Raw genomic sequence first — 17235 nt, 5'->3', positions numbered from 1 at the left:
GCCGATCCTGACCATGTGCTCAGGAATGCGCAGATCATCCGCGTCTCATGTAACGCTTTAGTGACAGAACGGGGTGATATCGATGAATGTTCGGGAGCTCTGGGACGGGGTTCTCAGCGCAGGACGACGAATCGTCCGAAAACCCTGTGCTGCTGGAAGCCGAGGGCTGCCTGCAGGGAGTCGAGGACCGCTTGCGGGTCCTTGCTGGCAAAACTGCCGCTGACCCGGCGGGCTGCCAGATCGTCGTTCAGCAGCAGGATGCGTCCGGGGAAATAGCGGCGCAGGTCCTCGACCACCACCGCCAATGGCGCGTGGTAATAGTTCAGCCAGCCCTGGCGCCAGGCCAGTTGCGCCTCGCTGTCGACAGGATGCAGCGGCTGCGCCTGGCCGTGGTCATAAGCCACTTGCTGGCCGGCACCGAGGACCTGTTGTGCAGCGCCCTGCGCCGCGGTGACCGCCACGCGCCCGGAAAGCACAGTGACCTGGGCGCCCCCCGGTTGCAGGCGCACTTCGAACTGGGTGCCCAGGACCCGCGCCTGGCCCTGCTCGGCCTCGACCACAAAGGGTTGCCCGGTATGGGTCACGCTGAAAAAACCGGCACCACGACGCAGTTGCACATGGCGTTCACCGTGGCTGAAATCCACGGCAATGGCGCTGTCGGCGTCCAGGGTCACCTCGCTCTGGTCGGCCAGGACCACGGTGCGCACCTGACCCGGCGCGGAAACGTAATCGGCCCCCAGGTCATCGACCCAGCGCCCCGGCTGCCAGCCGGCGCCCAGGGCCACCGCCAGCAGCACGCTGGCGGCCATGGCCAGCCCGACCGACCAGCGTCGCCGATGCCGGCCCTTGGCCCCGTCCATGGCCCGCAGCAGCCGCTGCATGGCCAGGGCGTCTTCATCGGCCAGGGTACGCGCCGGGGCTTCGCTCAATTCCCACAGCACCTGGGCCTGGGCGTAGGCCTCGACATGGGCCGGATCGGCCTGCAGCCATTGGCTGAAGGTAGCCTGGTCACCGCTGCTGGGCTGGTCGTGGAGCAGGCTGAGCCAGGCCAGAGCGGCCTGTTCCTGGGCGGGCGTCGGGATGACGCAAGCGCTGTGATTCACGGTGCATTCCTTGGCGTGCGCGTCATCGGGGGTTCCCGCAAGCTGGCCTTGCAGGCTTCAAGGGCGCGCATCATATGTTTTTCCACGGCGCTTTGGGACAGCCCCATGACCTTGGCGATCTCCGCGTACTTGCGCCCGTGGATGCGGTTGAGCAGGAAGATCTGCCGGGTGCGCTCCGGCAGGCTGCGCAAGGCGGCCTCCACGTGCCGCAAATCGTTGCCGGCTTCCAGGGCGGCCTGGGGCTCGATGCTCTGGTTGTCCTGCTGCTCCGGCAGCCAGCCTTCGCTGACCCGGACCCGCGCGCCTTCGCTGCGCAGGTGGTCGATGGCGATGTTGCCGGCACAGCGCAGCAGGTAGGTGCTCAGTTCCTCGACCTGCACCAGGGGCCGGCGCCAGAAGCGCAGGAACAGGTCCTGCACCAGGTCGGCGGCGGTGGCCCGACAACCCACCCGGCGGCTGACCAGAGCCTCCATCTGCGAACGCTGGGAGAGGAACACCTGGAGAAAATGCGCACGACTGCCCCGCAGCTCTGGAGGGTCCAGATCAGAAGGTTCGGGAGGCAGGGTGCTCATCATCGGCAGCGGCTCAGAAGTGGGCGAAGGCGGCGAGCGGGCTGGCCAGCAAGCTGGCCCCCGCCATCGACAGTGCCAGACGCGGGCGATACGGCAACAGCAGCACCAGCGCCAGAGCACTGCACATCAGCAGCCCACACCACTGCACCAGGCCCAGGCCCCAACCGGTGTCGACAACCGCCGCCACCAGCGACAGGCCCAGCAGCAGCCAGCCGCCCAGGCGCAAGCCATGACGCCGCCGGGCGCTGGGCTTGTGCCCGAGCAGTTCACCATGATGGCGCTCCAGGGACAGGCACAGGCCGGTGAATCCGGCGTAACAGAGCAGCAGCGTCAGGAGCATTCAGTTCACCTCGGTCTCAACCGCCTGCGCGGGTTGCCGGGCGCTGCGGGGTTTACCGCCAGCGCCAGCATGGGGGGCCCGGTGCATCTTGCGCGCCGCCCAGGCCAGGAACAGGCCGCTGCCCAGGCACGCCAGGTCGAAGCCGGCCAGCATCCAGTCGCCACCGACCAGAAAACCGTCCGTCAGGTTCGGGTGGGTCAAGGCGTCCAGCAGGGGCACGGCGGTGAACAGCAACGCGGCCAGGCCGAGCTGTTCTACCCAGGCACGACGTCCCGGACGAAGGCTCGCGTGCAGCAGGCTCAGGCCCCAGAGAATGAAGAAGCTGTTGACCTCCCAGTCGGCACGCTCGGCGAAGCCTGCCGGCAGCAGCCGATTGGCCCAGAAAAAACCCGCCACCGCCAGCACCAGCCCGGACATGCTGGTGATGTTCAACACCTCCACCAGACGCAGTTCAACGGGCATCACCCCAGTCTTGGCATGTTTCAACTGGCGCTTGCCGAGCCAGATCACCAGCCCGGTGCCGATCATCGCGGTGCTCGCCAGGCCGCAGATAAAGTACAGCCAGCGCATCACCGGCCCGGCGAACAGGCCCATGTGCAGGCCATAGAAGCTGCCGCCAATCATCCGCGGCAGCGATGCCTCGGAGCTGGCCTGCAACGGTTGGCCGGTGACCCCGTTGAACGCGACCGAACTGCTGAAATCACGGGCCACCCGGTCGGCGCCATGGCGGAATACCTGCACCGAGGCGTTCAGGTCTCCTGGATGATTGACCGTCACCCGCTGCACGCGACCGCCGGGCCAATGGGCCTGGGCTTGCTTGAGCAAAGGTTCGAGGGCCACCAGCGGCGCCGCCTGGCCGGCCGCCGGCGTGCTGTTGCTGGCGGGGCGCAGGTCCTTGAAGAAGGCGTCGCTGTCACCCTGGTAGGCCACCAGGATGCTCGCCGGCATCACCATGTACATGAAGATCACCAGGCTGCTGTAGGTGATCATCAGGTGGAACGGCAGCACCAGCACCCCCAGCGCGTTGTGCCCGTCGAGCCAGGTGCGCTGGCCCTTGCGCGGACGGAAGGTGAAGAAGTCCTTGAAGATTTTCTTGTGGATGATGATGCCGCTGACCAGGGCCACGAACATCACCATGGCCGCCAGGGTCGACAGCCAGCGGCCCCAGGGATAGGGCATCTGCAATTGGAAGTGAAAGCGGTAGAAGAACTCGCCGCCCCGGGTCTCGCGCAGGTGCAGTTCGCTGCCGGTGGCAGGGTCCAGCAGCTTCTCGGTGAATTGACCACGCTGGCCGGTTTCTGCCGGCGCCTGCCAGCTCACCGACAACGCCGGCTGGCGGGCATCGGGCAGGGCGATGAACCAGCGCGAGGCACCCTGGGCATGCTGCTCCAGGTAACGCTGGGCCAGCCCCAGGCTGGCCTCGGCGTTCAGGCTCCGGACTGGCGCCTCCGGCTGCATCCAGTGAGTGATTTCCTCCTTGAAGTAGGACAGGGTCCCGGTGAAGAAAATCGCGAACAGCAGCCAGCCGAACAGCAACCCGCTCCAGGTGTGCAGCCAGGCCATCGACTGGCGAAATCCCTCTTTCATGGCTGCGCCATCCAATAGGCGCCAGCGGCCACGGCCGCGAGCAGCAGGCCCGGCAGCAGCAGGCCGAGCCAGGCTTGCCAGGCACTGCGGCAAGCGAAGCACCAGAGCACCGCCACCAGGTAGAACAGGAAGGAGGTCATCATCCCGCTGATCACCGCATCCGCCCGTGGCAGGGGCAGCAGCAACGTCAGGCAGACGCTCGACAGCGCCGCCAGCAGGTAGCCGCCCAGGACCGCGGCACAAACCCGCGAGGCAACAGCCAGACGGTAGGAAGCGGGAACCCCGCCGACCTTGCTTTTCATGTTTCGACCTTGAAGCCAGGAAAAATCCGCGGCACTGAAAAGCGCCCGGATGAAATAGGCGGCCAATACTAATGATAAATATTCTCATACGCAAAAAGCAGCTACGGACTTGTGAACGATCCGTCGGTCCGCCTTGATTGCACAACGCTATGTCGCGCCACTACAATGCGAACAATTCCTATTCTCTTAAGCATCGTCTTGCTGCGGGAGCGTCCGGCTTGTCCCACTCCTCTACCGTCGAAGTCCTCTACCATGCCCACCACAGCTGGTTGAACACATGGTTGCGGCGCAGGCTCGGTTGCCCCCACAGCGCGGCCGACCTGGCCCAGGACACCTTTATCCGGGTGCTCAGCGCCCGGGAAATGCCATCCCTGATCGAGCCTCGGGCGTTTCTTACCACCATCGCCAAGCGGGTGCTGTGCAACCACTACCGGCGTCAGGACCTGGAGCGGGCCTACCAGGAAACCCTGGCGCAGATGCCCGAACTCGTCGCACCTTCTGAGGAAGAGCGGGCCATCATCCTGCAAACCCTGATGGAGCTGGACCAGTTGCTCGACGGCCTGCCGCGCCCGGTCAAGCGAGCCTTCCTGCTGTGCCAGCTGGACGGCCTGACCTACGGCGAAATCGCCCGGGAGCTGGGTATCTCCATTGCCACGGTCAAACGCCACCTGAACAAGGCAGCCATGCGCTGCTATTTCGCCCTGTGAGCGCCTCGATGAATCCCCAGCTCAATGGCCAGCCCGACTTCAGCAACCAGGTGGCCGAACAGGCCGTGCACTGGCTGATCGAAATGCAGGACGGGCCCTTGAATCCGCGCCAGCAGCAGGCCTGGCAGCAATGGCACGATGCCCACAGCGAGCACCAGCGGGCCTGGGCCCATATCCAACGGGTCAACCAGCGCTTGCGCGGTTTGTCCTCGCCCCTGGCCCATGCGGCCCTGAATGCACCGCAGTCCAGCAGCCGGCGCCAGGCGCTGAAGCTGCTGCTGATTCTCGGCGCCGGCTCGGCCGCCGCCTGGGGCCTGCGCGAGCACAACCCGCTGCCGCCGCTGCTGGCCGACTACCGCAGCCCCCTGGGTCAGCGGCGCAAGTTGCAACTCAGTGACGGCAGCCAGTTGCAGCTCAACACCCGCAGCGCGGTGGACGTGCGCTTCGACGGCCAGCAGCGGCTGATCCACCTGCTGGAAGGCGAGATCATGCTCAGTGCCGCCAAGGATCCCCGGCCCTTGCGAGTGCAGAGTGCCCAGGGGATGGTGCGCCCCGACGCGGCGCGGTTGAACCTGCGGCAGTTCAAGGAGCATACCCAGCTGGCGGTGTTCTCCGGCGCGGTCGAAGTACTTCCCGCCAGCTATTCGACCGCGCCACCACGGGTCGTGGCCGGGCAGCAGTTGAATTTCAGCAGCAATAGCTGGCAGGCCCCGCGGGCCCTGGACGCCGGCAGCGGTGCCTGGAGCGAGGGCATGCTGGTGGCCGCGCACATGCGCCTGGCGGATTTCCTCGACGAACTGGGGCGCTACCGCCGTGGCCAGCTCAATTGCGATGCCCAGGTGGCGGACCTGCTGATTTCCGGCAGCTATCCCCTGGAGGACAGCGAGCGGATCCTCGACCTGCTGGAAATCAGCCTGCCGGTCCGGGTACGGCGCTTCACCCGGTATTGGGTCACGGTCCAGGCACGGGCGTGATGAGCGGTCGACCCGCTGTGGGTTGCTCTTGTCGCCGAGACCCCAGGGGTACACCGGCCGATTGCACTCGGCCTGCCGGGGCTTTCGGCTCTCGCAGCAGCACATCCGCTTCGCCAACCACTGCAGCCTGCCCTCGCGCTCCAGGGGAGTTGCCGGGTGTGGAAAAATAATTTCAATGCAGATGAGCCGTTTTGCCAGGCTCGGGTGACAGAGAGGGAAAGCCACCTCGATTCCCCCTTCTCAGGATCGCCGTTCATGACCGAGCAACCCAACCGCCTCTCGCCCCTGGCCCGCAGCCTGCGCCACTTGTTGCTGGGCGCCAGCCTGAGCCTTGCCAGCCTGCCCCTGGTGCATGCTGCCGAAGCCGAGGCCAAGCCGTACCACATCGCCCCGACCTCGCTGGAAGACGCGCTGAACCAGTTCGGCCGGCAAGCCGGGGTGCTGATCTCCTTCGGCTCACAGGTCACCAGCGGCGTGGCAAGCCGTGGCCTGGAAGGCCAGTACCGTCCGCAGGAAGGCCTCAACGCGCTGTTGCAAGGCACCGGCCTGCAAGCCCGGGCCGAGGGCAACAATGCCTTCAGCCTGCAACCGGCGAGTGCCGACGCGGCCCCCGCGTCCCTGCACCTGGGAGCCTCCAGCGTGGTCGGCGACTGGCTCGGTGATGCCCAGCAAAGCGATGTGTTCGAACACCCAGGGGCCCGGGACGTGATCCGTCGCGAGGAGTTCGAACGCCAGGGCGCGACCCAGGCGCGGGATGTGCTCAACCGCATTCCCGGGGTCAACGCGCCAGACAACAACGGCACCGGCAGCCACGACATGGCGCTGAACTTCGGCATACGCGGCCTCAACCCGCGCCTGGCGTCACGCTCTACAGTGCTGATGGACGGCATCCCGGTGCCGTTTGCGCCCTACGGCCAGCCACAACTGTCGTTCGCTCCCATCAGCATGGGCAACATGGACGCGGTGGACGTGGTGCGCGGCGGTGGCGCGGTGCGCTATGGCCCGCAGAACGTCGGCGGGATCGTCAACTTCGTGACCCGGGCAATCCCCGATGCGCCGACACTCAAGGGCGGCGTGCAGACCGAAACCAGCCCCTCCTCCAGCCATGACGGCTTCAAGACCACCGGCAACCTGCTGGTCGGCGGCACCAACGCCAACGGCCTGGGCGGCGCCCTGCTGTATTCCGGCACCCGTGGCGGCGACTGGCGCGAACACAGCGACACGCAGATCGACGACCTGATCCTCAAGGGCAAGTACCAGTTGGACGAGGCCAACAGTTTCAACGCCATGGCCCAGTACTACGAGGGCGAGGCCGACATGCCCGGCGGTCTGAACGTGGCGGACTACAAAGCCGACCCGTATCAGTCGACCCGGCCCTACGACAAGTTCTGGGGGCGCCGCACCATGTTCAATGTCGGCTATCGCTACCAGGAGGATCGCCGCGAATTCACGGTCAACAGCTTCTTCACCAAGACCCTGCGCAGCGGCTACCTGGACCAGGGCAGTTTCCTTTCCCTGTCACCCCGCGAGTACTGGGTGCGTGGCCTGGAAACCCGCTTCGCCCAGGGTTTCGACCTGGGTGACAGCAGCCACGAAGTCGGCGTCGGCTATCGCTACATCAACGAAGCCGGTCATGAGCTGCGCTATCGCACGCCGCTGACCGCCAACCAGCAACTGCCCACCACCAGCAGCCGCAATGATCGCGACACTCGCGGCGGCACCGAGGCCCATGCGTTCTTCGTCGACGACCGCATCGACATCGGCAAGTGGACCCTGACCCCGGGCATCCGCTACGAGATGATCGAGTCCCAGCAGAGCAACAACCTGACCCACGTCAAATACAAGGGCGACTACAACACTGCGCTGCCGGCGCTGAATGTGATGTACCACCTCAACGAAAGCTGGAACCTCTACGCCAACACCGAAGGCTCCTTCGGCAGCGTGCAGTACAGCCAGATGCCCAACCGCGTGGCCAGCGGCGAAGTGAAACCGGAAAAGGCCCGCACCTGGGAACTGGGCACCCGCTATGACGACGGCACCCTGCGAGCGGAGATCGGCGCCTTCCTGATCAACTTCGACAACCAGTACGACAGCAACCAGACCAACGACACGGTGATCGCCCGGGGTGAAACCCGGCACCAGGGCATCGAAAGCAGCATCAACTACGCCCTCGACGGCTTGAACCCGGCGCTGGCGGGCTTCGATGTCTACGCCACCTACGCCTACGTCGACGCCACCATCCGTGAAGACGGCCCGAACAAGGGCAACCGCGTGCCGTTCTCCTCCAAGCACAAGGGCACCCTGGGGGTGAGCTACACCGAAGGTCCATGGAAGCTCAATCTCGACAGCAGCTACCAGAGCAGCCAGTTTGCCGACAACGCCAACACCGCCGCCGAAAGTGCCGACGGCAGTGCCGGACGCATTCCCGGCTACATGCTGTTCAGCACCCGCGCCGGCTACGACTTCGGCCCGCAGCTGTCGGACCTGAATGTCGCAGTGGGGGTGAAAAACCTTCTCAACCACCAGTACTTCACCCGCTCCTTCGACGACAACAACAAAGGCAAGTACGTGGGCGAACCACGAACCCTCTACGTGCAGACCTCAGTGGCTTTCTGATCGAGCACAAAAAAGGGCCTGCATTGCAGGCCCTTCTTGTTGAGGGAGAAACTCAGGCGTCAGCTGTTGAGGGCCGCCTGCTGGTTCTCCAGGAATTCTTCTTCCAGCAAGGCATCCGCCTCGGTGCCATCGGTGCTGGGGGCGACTGCCGCACGTTTGTCGCGCAGCTTGCCAAACATGTGTCCCAGGGCGCTTTCCAGCTTGATGGTGGCGCCGTCGATCGCCTGCTCCAGGGTATCGGCCTTATGGGTCACGGAAATCGGCTGGTGGCCTTTTGGCCGGGCCTCGAGCTGGCAACGCATGTCATCCGGGCCTGACTTGCCGCCGTTCTCGTCACGCAGGTGGACCACCACCCGGGTCAGGTCTTCTTCGTAACGTTCCAGCGTGCTTTCAACGGTGCTGCGTACCCACTCCTCCAACCGAATGCTGCTTTGAATATGGTTATCGCTATGGACTTGGATTTGCATAGTTCTTCCCTTATTTCAGCTAGCTCGCAAGAGAGTCAAGGCAATGCGCTGATCGCTGCATGTCGTGACCTCTTGATTACACAATTAGGCACGGCGACGAACATTTCAACCCCTAAAAAAAGATAAATATTCATACGCAAATAAAGCCGGACAAACTGTAAAAGCGCTGTTAATGTCGGGAGTTAGGTCGATTCACTCTCCTGTAACAACACCTCACAATTGCCCCTCGCCCAGGGGGTGCAAGCCGCGAAATATCTCTGCCTCCTCCACCAGCCAGTCATGCACCGCACGCACCCCCGGATGGCTCAGGGCGCCCGGCGCATAGAGCAGTACATAACGCTTGTGATTGGGCACGGCGAGGCCGAAAGGCACGATCAGGGCGCCGCGCTCCAGCTCATCGTTGAGCAGGGTGCGCCGGGCAATCGCCACGCCCATGCCGGCAATCGCCGCCTCGATGGTCAGGTGGTTGCGGTTGAACGTATGGCCACGCCGCACATCTGCGCCGTCAAAGCCAATGGCGTTCAGGTAGAACTCCCATTCCGCGTATTCATAGCTGCCGCGCCAGGCGGTGATGTCGTGCAGCAACGGAAAATGCGCCAGGTCCGCCGGCCCGTGCAGCGGTGGCCGTCCCCGCAACAGGCTCGGCGCACAGACCGGGAAGATCTGCTCGTCCAGCAGCGCCGTGGACTGCAAACCGGGATAACTGCCGTCATTCAAGTCGATGGCCAGGTCGAAGTCACCCTCGTGCAGGGCCACGCTGCTGTCCTCCGCCACCAGGCGCAGCTGGATTTCCGGATAACGCTGTTGCAGCCGCGGCAGGCGCGGAGTCAGCCACTTGCCGAGAAACGACGGGATCGAACGCAGGCGCAAGGTGCCGCCGATCATGCCCGCGTCCAGGCGGCGCAACTCGGCATCGATGCTGCCATAGGCCTCGCTCACCGTCAGGGCCAGGCGCTGGCCCTCGGCACTCAGCTCGACGCCCCGCGCCCGTCGGTGGAACAGCCGCAAGCCCAGGCGTTCTTCAAGCTGGCGGATCTGCTGGCTGACGGCCCCGGGGGTGATGTGCAGTTCTTCGGCGCAGCGGGTAAAGGACAGGTGCCGCGCGGCACAGGAAAACACATGCAGCCAGACATAGGTTTGGGCATGAAGCTGACGGCTCATCGTTTAGTCCTGCTAAATGATCTCTTAGGAAGTTTCGTTGGTCAGTGTCGACCGAGGCGGGCAGTATCGCCGACATTGCGCTCGTCCTACAAAAAATGGCAGCGATCTCTCCTCCATTGCTTGTAAGGCTTTAGTATGGCTATCAGTGTTTTCGATCTTTTCAAAGTCGGTATCGGTCCCTCCAGCTCCCACACCGTAGGCCCGATGCGTGCGGCCGCGACCTTCGCCCAAGCCCTGTTCGAACAGGGTCTGCAGGACCGGGTGCGGCGAGTAGAGATCCGACTCTACGGTTCGCTGTCCGCCACCGGCATCGGCCACGCCACCGACCGCGCCAGCGTCATGGGCCTGATGGGCGAATGGCCGGACAGCATCGACCCCACCAGCATCGATCCACGGATCCAGCAGTTGCGCGACAGCGGCCAATTGCTCCTGGGCGGCCGGACGGCCATTGCCTTCGACTGGTACCAGGACTTGCTGCTGCTGGACGAAAGCCTGCCCTATCACCCCAATGCCATGTCCCTGACTGCCTTCGGGGACAGCTCCACGCTACTGGAACAGACCTACTACTCGGTGGGTGGCGGCTTTATTGTCGAGGCGGCCCAGGTTGCCGCCGGGGCCGAAGCCGGCGCCAGTGTCGAGTTGCCCTATGACTTCAACAGCGCCGCGCAGTTGCTGACCCTGTGCAAGCAGCACAAGCTGCGGGTCGGTGAGCTGATGATGGCCAACGAACGGGCCTGGCGCAGCGAAACAGAAATCCGCAGCGGCTTGCTGCACATCTGGTCGGTGATGCGCGAATGCGTGGAACAGGGCCTGAGCCACGAAGGCACCCTGCCCGGCGGCCTCGGCGTGCCCCGGCGCGCCGCCAAGCTGCACCGCAGCCTGCTGGAGATCGGCAAGCCCAACGTCATCACCTCGACCCTCTCGGCCATGGAATGGGTCAACCTGTTCGCCCTGGCGGTGAACGAGGAAAACGCCGCGGGCGGGCGCATGGTCACCGCCCCGACCAATGGCGCGGCGGGGATCATTCCGGCGGTGCTGCACTACTACATGAAATTCAACCCCCAGGCCTCTGATGACGATGTCGTGGCGTTCTTTCTCGGCGCCGCGGCGGTGGGCATCCTGTGCAAGAAGAACGCCTCGATTTCCGGCGCCGAAGTCGGCTGCCAGGGCGAAGTGGGCTCGGCCTGCGCCATGGCCGCGGCCGGTCTTGCGGAGGTGCTCGGGGCCACCCCCGAACAGCTGGAAAACGCCGCTGAAATCGGCCTGGAGCACAACCTCGGCCTGACCTGCGACCCCGTCGGCGGGCTGGTGCAGGTGCCGTGCATCGAGCGCAACGCGATTGCTGCGGTCAAGGCCATCAACGCGACCCAGATGGCCCTGCGTGGCAACGGCCAGCACTTCATTTCCCTGGACCGGGTGATCCGCACCATGCGCGATACCGGCGCCGACATGCACGACAAATACAAAGAGACTTCACGGGGCGGCCTGGCGGTGAGCTGGGTGGAATGCTGAGGAGCCTTCCCTGACCGTCCGTACCACGTGAGCCCGAGCAAGAATAATAACGAGGCGATACCGATGACCGATGTACCTGCACCTGCTGCCGAAAACCCTGCTGTAGCGACACACCGCGACACCGCAACCCGCGACACTGGCTGGAGCCAGCGCGACACCACCTGGATGCTCGGCCTGTATGGCACCGCCATCGGTGCCGGCACCCTGTTCCTGCCGTTCAATGCCGGCGTTGGTGGTTTCTGGCCATTGATCGTGCTGGCGTTGCTGGCCTTCCCGATGACCTTCTTCGCCCACCGCGGGCTGACCCGCTTTGTACTGTCCGGGCGCTCCGGCGACATCACCGAGGTGGTGGAAGAACACTTCGGGGTCGGCGCCGGCAAGCTGATCACCCTGCTCTATTTCTTTGCGATCTTCCCGATCCTGCTGGTGTACAGCGTGGCCCTGACCAACACCCTGAGCAACTTCATGGAGCACCAGTTGCACATGACTCCACCGCCACGGGCGCTGCTGTCGCTGCTACTGATCCTCGGCCTGATGGCCATCGTGCGCTGTGGCCAGGGTGTGATAGTGCGGGCCATGAGTCTGCTGGTGTACCCCTTTGTCGCCGCGCTGCTGCTCCTGGCCCTGAGCCTGATTCCCAACTGGAACGGTGCATTCTTCGCCTCCGCCAGCGAAGGCATGCCCCTGGGGTTGTTCTTCAAGACCCTGTGGCTGGCGATTCCGGTGATGGTGTTTTCCTTCAACCACTCACCGATCATCTCGGCCTTCGCCCTGGATCAGAAGCGCCACTACGGCGCCCAGGCCGAGCGCAAGAGCAGCGGGATCCTGGCCATGTCCCACGCCATGATGGTGCTGACGGTGATGTTCTTCTGCTTCAGCTGCGTGCTGGCCCTGTCGCCGGCGGACCTGGTGGCGGCCAAGGATCAGAACATCTCGATCCTGTCGTACCTGGCCAACCACTTCCAGACCCCGGTGATTGCCTACGCGGCACCGCTGATCGCCCTGGTGGCCATTACCAAGTCGTTCCTGGGCCACTACATCGGCGCCAGCGAGGGCTTCCAGGGATTGATCGTGAAGAACCTGCGGGGGCGCTCGCTGTCGTCCACCAGCCTGGAAAGGATCACCGCAGTGTTCATGATCCTCAGTTGCTGGGCCGTGGCCACCTTCAACCCGAGCATCCTGCGCATTATCGAGACCATGGGCGGACCGGTGATCGCCTGCCTGCTGTTCCTGATGCCGATGTATGCAATCCGGCGCGTGCCTTCACTGCGCCAGTATTCGGGCCAACTGTCGAACCTGTTCGTGGTGCTGATCGGCCTGATCGCACTGTCTGCGATCATTTACTCGGTCGTGCCCTAAAACGGACCGGCAATGAAAAAGCGGACCTGATGGTCCGCTTTTTTTGTCCCCGCAATCATTGCCCGGCGTGTTTCCCGGCATGTCCCTTGCTTTATCGCCCTTGAGCAATACGGACGTTGGCCACCCTCGGCGAACGACTGGCCAGTGGTCTGGAATCGCGAACTAATTCCATCTGCGGCCAGTCAATGACTGCACGATCCCATCAGGCGGTGACGCATTATGGACAACCCTTTTCAACTGATTACCGACACTTTCACCCCGCAGTACCAGGTCAACCTGAGCATCCAGGGCCTGGACGGCAGCATCATGCTGACCCTGTCGCAAACCGGCCGGGTGGTGGCCAAGCGCATGATCAGCGCCGCCCAGCGCAATGACCCGCAACGCATCAGGCGCCTGGTGCAGAGCATTCAGTTCGGCATCGCCATCGAACAGGGGCACAGCGCCATGGCCATCCTCGAAGCCATGACCAACGGCGACAGCCTGGCGCTGCCACCGCCCGAGGGCCACAAGCCCGTGCCCCCGGCCCTGAGGTTTTAAAGCTCGCCCTTCTCCACTTCCGGGTGTTCGCCGGAGCCGGCGCCGATCTTGCGCTGCGGGTGCTCGATCTTCACCGAAGGAAACTGCGACGAGGCGTAGCGCACCACCAGGATGGCAAACGCCAGCAGCAGAATCCCGCCACACAGGTAGATGATCCCCAGGTCCGGCGGGTTGTGGTGGGAAACGTTGGAAATCAGCAGCCGGGTCAGCGCGGTGATCGCCACGTAGATCAGGAAGCGCACCGGCATGTGGTTGGTCTTGAAGTAAATGCCGACCATCGCCCCCAATTCCAGGTAGATGAACAGCAGCAGGATGTCATCGATCTTGATGTGCCCCACCTCGATCATCTGCAGGAATTCCATCACCGCCGCCCAGGCGGTCACGGCTCCGATGGCGAACAGCGCCAGGTAGTGGAAGGACTCGACGAACAGGTTGCCCAGGGACTCGGCCAGTTGATGGACGTTCTGCCGCAGGTTCTCGGCCCAATTGATTTTCACGATGGTTCTTCCTTAGGTCGGTTCGACCGGATGATGCGGATTGGACGTGACGGTTGTTCTGCATGCAGAAAAAAGGCCAGGAGCCATCAATAAGATGATGGCCGCTGCCAGCGAGGCACGGCCGCGTAACAATCGGCCCGGGAAAAAAAATCCGTCTACATTAAAAAGCCACTATCCAAGAGAAAAGGTTTCGCCTATTCTCTCGACCTGTATATAGATACAGTGTTTATACAGACCCATTATCGTGAAGGCATGTGAGGTGGTGAATGGCCGTCGAAGTGGTATACCGCAGCAGCCGAGATCTGGAGCGCTTGTTCATGGATAAAGCCGAAGCTGACCGTCATGACAAAATGCTCGAACTGGCTGAAGTGCTGGCGCAAGTGTTGCAAAAAGCAGTGCCGTCGCTGAGCGAACAACAGGTGGAAGAAGCCGGGATCTACATGGCGAAGAACCGCGATGTATTCGCCAGGGCCTTCAAGAGCCAGCCGGATGCATTGTCCGAGTTGCTCAGCGACCCCGCTCCCGCGGTGGAGGAGGTTCAAGCGCAGCCACCTGCTGAAGTCGAGGCGCCGACCAAGCCGGCGAAAGCAGCCAAGGCTGCTAAATAGGCATCACTCGAATTGAATAAGCCCTGTGTCCATGGCACAGGGCTTTTTTCATGTTTGCCGAGCAAAAACTGCCCGTTATGCAGCCGCCGGTTAAACCACTGCCGCACCTTTCGGCGCAGGCAGCTCGATAAGGTTGCGACGCAACAGGGCAGTGATCTTGTGCAGGAACATCACGGGCAAATCGGTCGCGCCGCCATACAGGTCGACCATTCCCACCTCAACCGCGCTGTCGACGAGGCTGGAGAACCCTTCGCAATCCTCAGGCGCCAGCAAAGCAACAAGGCTCTGTGGCAAAGCATCCCCTCGACCATTCAATGCCAACTGCGCTCCGGCCCTCTCCCAGGCCAGTAACTGATCTTTTTCCGGGTAGCCCTCAAGGTGCTTTACCAAGTCATCTACAGCAGGGTGAGCAATACCTTTGCTCAGGCAGTAAGCCTCCAGGCACGCCGCCGCGTACAGCTGCAGATCCCTTACTGAACCCCCAATCACTTGATTGTCCGTATACGCCACGGTCATGGCGCGACCTCCCACACTCTGCAGCCTGGCGAGCAATATCCGGCTGCCATATCCATGGCTTCCAGGACTCTGTCTTCGAGTTCATCGGACGCATCAGGCCTGAACGACGCCAGATAGTTGTACACAGCCTGCGCGGCAAAGCCTCGATCCCGGTACTGCAGAAGAATATGGCGTATCGATTGAACATCCGCACCCGAGTGCAACAGCGAAGACAATTGCTTATCCAGCCCACTATCCAGCACTTGCGGCATCGTCAAATACACTCCGTGTCAGTTGGGCCGTAAGGGATTGGGCTCGGCACTGCAACCTTTCCCGGGCCCTGATACTACAGAGCGCAGGGCCACCGGTTAAGACTCGGATGCCTAGTGGTACAGCACCCGCTCCGCCAGTTCGTCCGCGACCCGCGCCGGCGAGCGTTTTTCCGCCTGGGCGTGGGCGAAGATCTCGGTCAGGCGCAGGCTGATCTTCGACAGGTGGGCGGTGATGACCGGGAGTTCTTCGTTGCGGTGCTTGAGGGACACGTAGATCAGGCCGCCCGAATTGATCACGTAGTCCGGTGCGTAGAGTATTCCGCGGCGCTCCAGTTGGTCGGCCACTTGCAGGTTGGTCAGTTGATTGTTCGCCGAACCGGCCACCGCCGAGCAGCGCAGTTGCGCCACGCTGAGGCTGTTGAGCACGGCCCCCAAACCACAGGGCGCCAGAATGTCGCAGGGGGTGCTGAGCAGCGAGTCATTGGCGACCGGGTGCGCGCCCAGTTGCTCCATGGCCAGTTGCACCTTGCCCGAATCGATGTCGCTGACCAGCAACTCGGCCCCGGCGGCGTGCAGTTGCTCGGCCAGGGCATACCCGACGTTGCCCAGGCCCTGCACCGCCACCCGCAGGCCCTCCAGGTTGTCACTGCCCAGGCGCGCCATGGCGGTGCTGCGGATACCGGCGAAGACCCCCATGGCGGTGTGCGGCGAGGGGTCGCCGGCGGCACTGGTGCTGGTGACATAGCGGGTCTGCTGAGCGATGCAGTCCATGTCGGCCACCGAGGTGCCGCTGTCGATGGCGGTGATGTAGCGCCCGTCCAGTTGCTCGATGCAACGGCCAAAGGCCTCGAACAGCGCGGCGCGGCTTTCCACATGGGCGGGGCGAATGATCACTGCGGTGCCACCGCCCTGGGGCAGGCCGGCCAGCGCGGCCTTGTAGCTCATGCCCTGGGCCAGGCGCGCCGCATCCTCCACGGCACTGGTGTCATCGGGATAGGCCAGGTAACGACAGCCGCCCAGGGCAGGCCCCAGGCGGTTGTTGTGGATGGCGATCACTGCCTTCAACCCGGTGCTGGGGTCGACGCTCAGGTGCAGCGATTCAAGGCGGGTGTGGTGCATGAGAGCGAACATCGACGGGCTCCCGAATCACTTCTTGGTAGTCGCCAGTATAGGCTTGCGCCTGGAAATTGCTGCGCCGCGCAGGAATAAGCCGGAGGGTGATTGCAGGCATTGGGAAATAACCTGCTACTACCTGTGTCAGCACTGGACGAACGTTCGCGACGAGGCTAAAACGAGGCATCCGTCGGAGATCGAGATGAACCCGCGCCAAGCTTTCTTCACCTGCCTGCATCGCTCGCCGCCTGCTCTGCTGGAAGCCGCGCTCTGGATTGCCGCCGAGCATGAGCCGCGGCTGGTGCCCGAGCACTCACTGGAAGCCTTCAAGGATATTCAGCAGCAGATCGGCAACCGCCTGCCCCAACTGCCGGCGAACGAGTTGGGCCAGCCACTGTTGCGGCGGATGAACGATCTGGGCTTCCAGCAGGATGAACACCTGCCCCTGCGCCCCCAGGCGGCCTTGATGGACAAGGTCCTGGAGCTGCGCCGAGGGCAACCCCTGGCCCTGGCACTGATTGCCCTGGAGCTGGCGCAACGCCTGCAGATCCCCCTGGAGGGGGTGAACTTCCCCGGCCACTTCCTGCTGCGGGTGCCCGGTGCCGACCACCTGCTGGACCCTTGCGGCGGACGCCGGTTGTACCCCGCCGACTGCCGGGAACTGCTGCAGCGCCAATACGGCGCCCACATCAAGCTCAAGGCCGAGCACCTGGCCAGTGCCGAGCCGCTGCAGATGTTCCAGCGCCTGTCGCGCAACCTGCGCCAGCTGCACCTGTCCTATGACGACAACCTGGGCGCACTGATCAATGCCGAGCGGGTGCTGGAACTGGGCAACGGCAGCGCCGCCGACTACCTGGCCCGGGCCAGCCTCTACCAGCGCCTGGAGTGCCCGAATGCCGAGCGTTTCGACCTGGAGCACGCCTTGCTGCTCAGCGATGACCCGATCCAGCGCCTGCGCCTGACCGAGCGCCTGGGGCATCTGCCGCCCAACAGTATCGTCCATTGAGAGTCGG

18 protein-coding genes and 1 pseudogene are annotated in these 17235 nt (G+C 63.7%); 8 read left to right on the top strand and 11 right to left on the bottom strand.

The features are described from left to right. Positions 1–113 precede the first annotated feature (113 nt). Genes ACZ5BO_RS06325 through ACZ5BO_RS06305 form a run of 5 tightly spaced genes read right to left on the bottom strand, consistent with a single transcriptional unit; the run spans position 114 to position 3904 of the window. Positions 114–1103 (bottom strand): FecR family protein, encoded by a 990-nt coding sequence (locus ACZ5BO_RS06325; RefSeq protein WP_025131661.1) that lies wholly within the window; start codon positions 1101–1103, stop codon positions 114–116. Further along, positions 1100–1678, bottom strand: coding sequence for an RNA polymerase sigma factor (locus ACZ5BO_RS06320; protein ID WP_025131662.1), 579 nt, complete (start codon positions 1676–1678; stop codon positions 1100–1102). Before ACZ5BO_RS06320 ends, ACZ5BO_RS06325 begins: the two co-directional genes overlap by 4 nt. A gap of 10 nt (positions 1679–1688) precedes the next feature. After that, on the bottom strand, positions 1689–2015 hold the full coding sequence (locus ACZ5BO_RS06315; protein ID WP_025131663.1) for a DUF3325 domain-containing protein: 327 nt from the start codon (positions 2013–2015) through the stop codon (positions 1689–1691). Beyond that, on the bottom strand, positions 2016–3602 hold the full coding sequence (locus ACZ5BO_RS06310; RefSeq protein WP_464698776.1) for a PepSY-associated TM helix domain-containing protein: 1587 nt from the start codon (positions 3600–3602) through the stop codon (positions 2016–2018). It lies immediately after the preceding gene. Continuing rightward, positions 3599–3904, bottom strand: a complete 306-nt coding sequence (locus tag ACZ5BO_RS06305) for a DUF3649 domain-containing protein (RefSeq protein ID WP_025131665.1) — start codon at positions 3902–3904, stop codon at positions 3599–3601. Before ACZ5BO_RS06305 ends, ACZ5BO_RS06310 begins: the two co-directional genes overlap by 4 nt. Positions 3905–4122: 218 nt before the next feature. On the opposite strand from ACZ5BO_RS06305, the gene ACZ5BO_RS06300 reads away from it, so the two are divergent. The 3 genes from ACZ5BO_RS06300 to fecA all read left to right on the top strand — a co-directional run bounded on the left by ACZ5BO_RS06300 (position 4123) and on the right by fecA (position 8201). Further along, complete coding sequence (locus ACZ5BO_RS06300; protein WP_025131666.1) at positions 4123–4611, top strand: sigma-70 family RNA polymerase sigma factor; 489 nt, start codon at positions 4123–4125, stop codon at positions 4609–4611. Between the two features lie 8 nt (positions 4612–4619). Beyond that, on the top strand, positions 4620–5585 hold the full coding sequence (locus ACZ5BO_RS06295; RefSeq protein WP_025131667.1) for a FecR domain-containing protein: 966 nt from the start codon (positions 4620–4622) through the stop codon (positions 5583–5585). 255 nt (positions 5586–5840) lie between these two features. Continuing rightward, positions 5841–8201, top strand: a complete 2361-nt coding sequence (gene fecA / locus ACZ5BO_RS06290) for a TonB-dependent Fe(3+) dicitrate receptor FecA (protein ID WP_464698773.1) — start codon at positions 5841–5843, stop codon at positions 8199–8201. A 59-nt stretch (positions 8202–8260) separates the two neighbouring features. Here fecA and ACZ5BO_RS06285 read toward each other — a convergent pair whose 3' ends face one another. Together ACZ5BO_RS06285 and ACZ5BO_RS06280 are read right to left on the bottom strand one after the other, a co-directional pair. Then, on the bottom strand, positions 8261–8668 hold the full coding sequence (locus ACZ5BO_RS06285) for an HPF/RaiA family ribosome-associated protein (protein ID WP_025131669.1): 408 nt from the start codon (positions 8666–8668) through the stop codon (positions 8261–8263). Between the two features lie 213 nt (positions 8669–8881). Further along, positions 8882–9829 (bottom strand): LysR substrate-binding domain-containing protein, encoded by a 948-nt coding sequence (locus ACZ5BO_RS06280; RefSeq protein WP_025131670.1) that lies wholly within the window; start codon positions 9827–9829, stop codon positions 8882–8884. A 135-nt stretch (positions 9830–9964) separates the two neighbouring features. On the opposite strand from ACZ5BO_RS06280, the gene ACZ5BO_RS06275 reads away from it, so the two are divergent. The 3 genes from ACZ5BO_RS06275 to ACZ5BO_RS06265 all read left to right on the top strand — a co-directional run bounded on the left by ACZ5BO_RS06275 (position 9965) and on the right by ACZ5BO_RS06265 (position 13237). Further along, on the top strand, positions 9965–11341 hold the full coding sequence (locus ACZ5BO_RS06275) for an L-serine ammonia-lyase (protein WP_464698771.1): 1377 nt from the start codon (positions 9965–9967) through the stop codon (positions 11339–11341). 63 nt (positions 11342–11404) lie between these two features. After that, positions 11405–12700, top strand: coding sequence for a serine/threonine transporter (locus ACZ5BO_RS06270; RefSeq protein WP_464698769.1), 1296 nt, complete (start codon positions 11405–11407; stop codon positions 12698–12700). A gap of 219 nt (positions 12701–12919) precedes the next feature. Then, entirely contained in the window at positions 12920–13237 is a 318-nt protein-coding gene (locus tag ACZ5BO_RS06265; protein WP_025131673.1) for a DUF3509 domain-containing protein, read from the top strand. Here ACZ5BO_RS06265 and ACZ5BO_RS06260 read toward each other — a convergent pair. Continuing rightward, on the bottom strand, positions 13234–13734 hold the full coding sequence (locus ACZ5BO_RS06260) for a phosphate-starvation-inducible protein PsiE (protein WP_011059330.1): 501 nt from the start codon (positions 13732–13734) through the stop codon (positions 13234–13236). The two genes, ACZ5BO_RS06265 and ACZ5BO_RS06260, sit on opposite strands and share 4 nt — an antisense overlap. Positions 13735–14000: 266 nt before the next feature. Between ACZ5BO_RS06260 and ACZ5BO_RS06255 the strand changes: the two are divergent. Beyond that, positions 14001–14255, top strand: a pseudogene (locus ACZ5BO_RS06255) (YebG family protein); the annotation flags it as partial. A 177-nt stretch (positions 14256–14432) separates the two neighbouring features. Here ACZ5BO_RS06255 and ACZ5BO_RS06250 read toward each other — a convergent pair. The 3 genes from ACZ5BO_RS06250 to ACZ5BO_RS06240 all read right to left on the bottom strand — a co-directional run bounded on the left by ACZ5BO_RS06250 (position 14433) and on the right by ACZ5BO_RS06240 (position 16240). Beyond that, entirely contained in the window at positions 14433–14858 is a 426-nt protein-coding gene (locus ACZ5BO_RS06250) for a hypothetical protein (RefSeq protein ID WP_464698766.1), read from the bottom strand. Further along, entirely contained in the window at positions 14855–15109 is a 255-nt protein-coding gene (locus tag ACZ5BO_RS06245) for a hypothetical protein (RefSeq protein ID WP_464698764.1), read from the bottom strand. The genes ACZ5BO_RS06250 and ACZ5BO_RS06245 overlap by 4 nt, the downstream gene beginning before the upstream one ends. A 111-nt stretch (positions 15110–15220) precedes the next feature. Further along, entirely contained in the window at positions 15221–16240 is a 1020-nt protein-coding gene (locus ACZ5BO_RS06240; RefSeq protein WP_025131677.1) for a Leu/Phe/Val dehydrogenase, read from the bottom strand. 184 nt (positions 16241–16424) lie between these two features. On the opposite strand from ACZ5BO_RS06240, the gene ACZ5BO_RS06235 reads away from it, so the two are divergent. Then, positions 16425–17228 (top strand): SirB1 family protein, encoded by an 804-nt coding sequence (locus ACZ5BO_RS06235; RefSeq protein ID WP_025131678.1) that lies wholly within the window; start codon positions 16425–16427, stop codon positions 17226–17228. Positions 17229–17235: the final 7 nt, after the last annotated feature.

Source organism: Pseudomonas sp. FFPRI_1, assembly GCF_055384485.1.
The sequence above is the reverse complement of the archived record's forward strand: the minus strand, read 5'-3'. Positions and strand labels throughout refer to the sequence as shown.

Coding starts and splice junctions, on each gene's coding strand:
- ACZ5BO_RS06270 (WP_464698769.1), top strand. CDS start 11,405: ATGACCGATGTACCTGCACCTGCTGCCGAAAACCCTGCTGTAGCGACA.
- ACZ5BO_RS06240 (WP_025131677.1), bottom strand. CDS start 16,240: ATGTTCGCTCTCATGCACCACACCCGCCTTGAATCGCTGCACCTGAGC.
- ACZ5BO_RS06315 (WP_025131663.1), bottom strand. CDS start 2,015: ATGCTCCTGACGCTGCTGCTCTGTTACGCCGGATTCACCGGCCTGTGC.
- ACZ5BO_RS06265 (WP_025131673.1), top strand. CDS start 12,920: ATGGACAACCCTTTTCAACTGATTACCGACACTTTCACCCCGCAGTAC.
- fecA (WP_464698773.1), top strand. CDS start 5,841: ATGACCGAGCAACCCAACCGCCTCTCGCCCCTGGCCCGCAGCCTGCGC.
- ACZ5BO_RS06275 (WP_464698771.1), top strand. CDS start 9,965: ATGGCTATCAGTGTTTTCGATCTTTTCAAAGTCGGTATCGGTCCCTCC.
- ACZ5BO_RS06310 (WP_464698776.1), bottom strand. CDS start 3,602: ATGAAAGAGGGATTTCGCCAGTCGATGGCCTGGCTGCACACCTGGAGC.
- ACZ5BO_RS06305 (WP_025131665.1), bottom strand. CDS start 3,904: ATGAAAAGCAAGGTCGGCGGGGTTCCCGCTTCCTACCGTCTGGCTGTT.
- ACZ5BO_RS06285 (WP_025131669.1), bottom strand. CDS start 8,668: ATGCAAATCCAAGTCCATAGCGATAACCATATTCAAAGCAGCATTCGG.
- ACZ5BO_RS06280 (WP_025131670.1), bottom strand. CDS start 9,829: ATGAGCCGTCAGCTTCATGCCCAAACCTATGTCTGGCTGCATGTGTTT.
- ACZ5BO_RS06320 (WP_025131662.1), bottom strand. CDS start 1,678: ATGATGAGCACCCTGCCTCCCGAACCTTCTGATCTGGACCCTCCAGAG.
- ACZ5BO_RS06295 (WP_025131667.1), top strand. CDS start 4,620: ATGAATCCCCAGCTCAATGGCCAGCCCGACTTCAGCAACCAGGTGGCC.
- ACZ5BO_RS06250 (WP_464698766.1), bottom strand. CDS start 14,858: ATGACCGTGGCGTATACGGACAATCAAGTGATTGGGGGTTCAGTAAGG.
- ACZ5BO_RS06245 (WP_464698764.1), bottom strand. CDS start 15,109: ATGCCGCAAGTGCTGGATAGTGGGCTGGATAAGCAATTGTCTTCGCTG.
- ACZ5BO_RS06235 (WP_025131678.1), top strand. CDS start 16,425: ATGAACCCGCGCCAAGCTTTCTTCACCTGCCTGCATCGCTCGCCGCCT.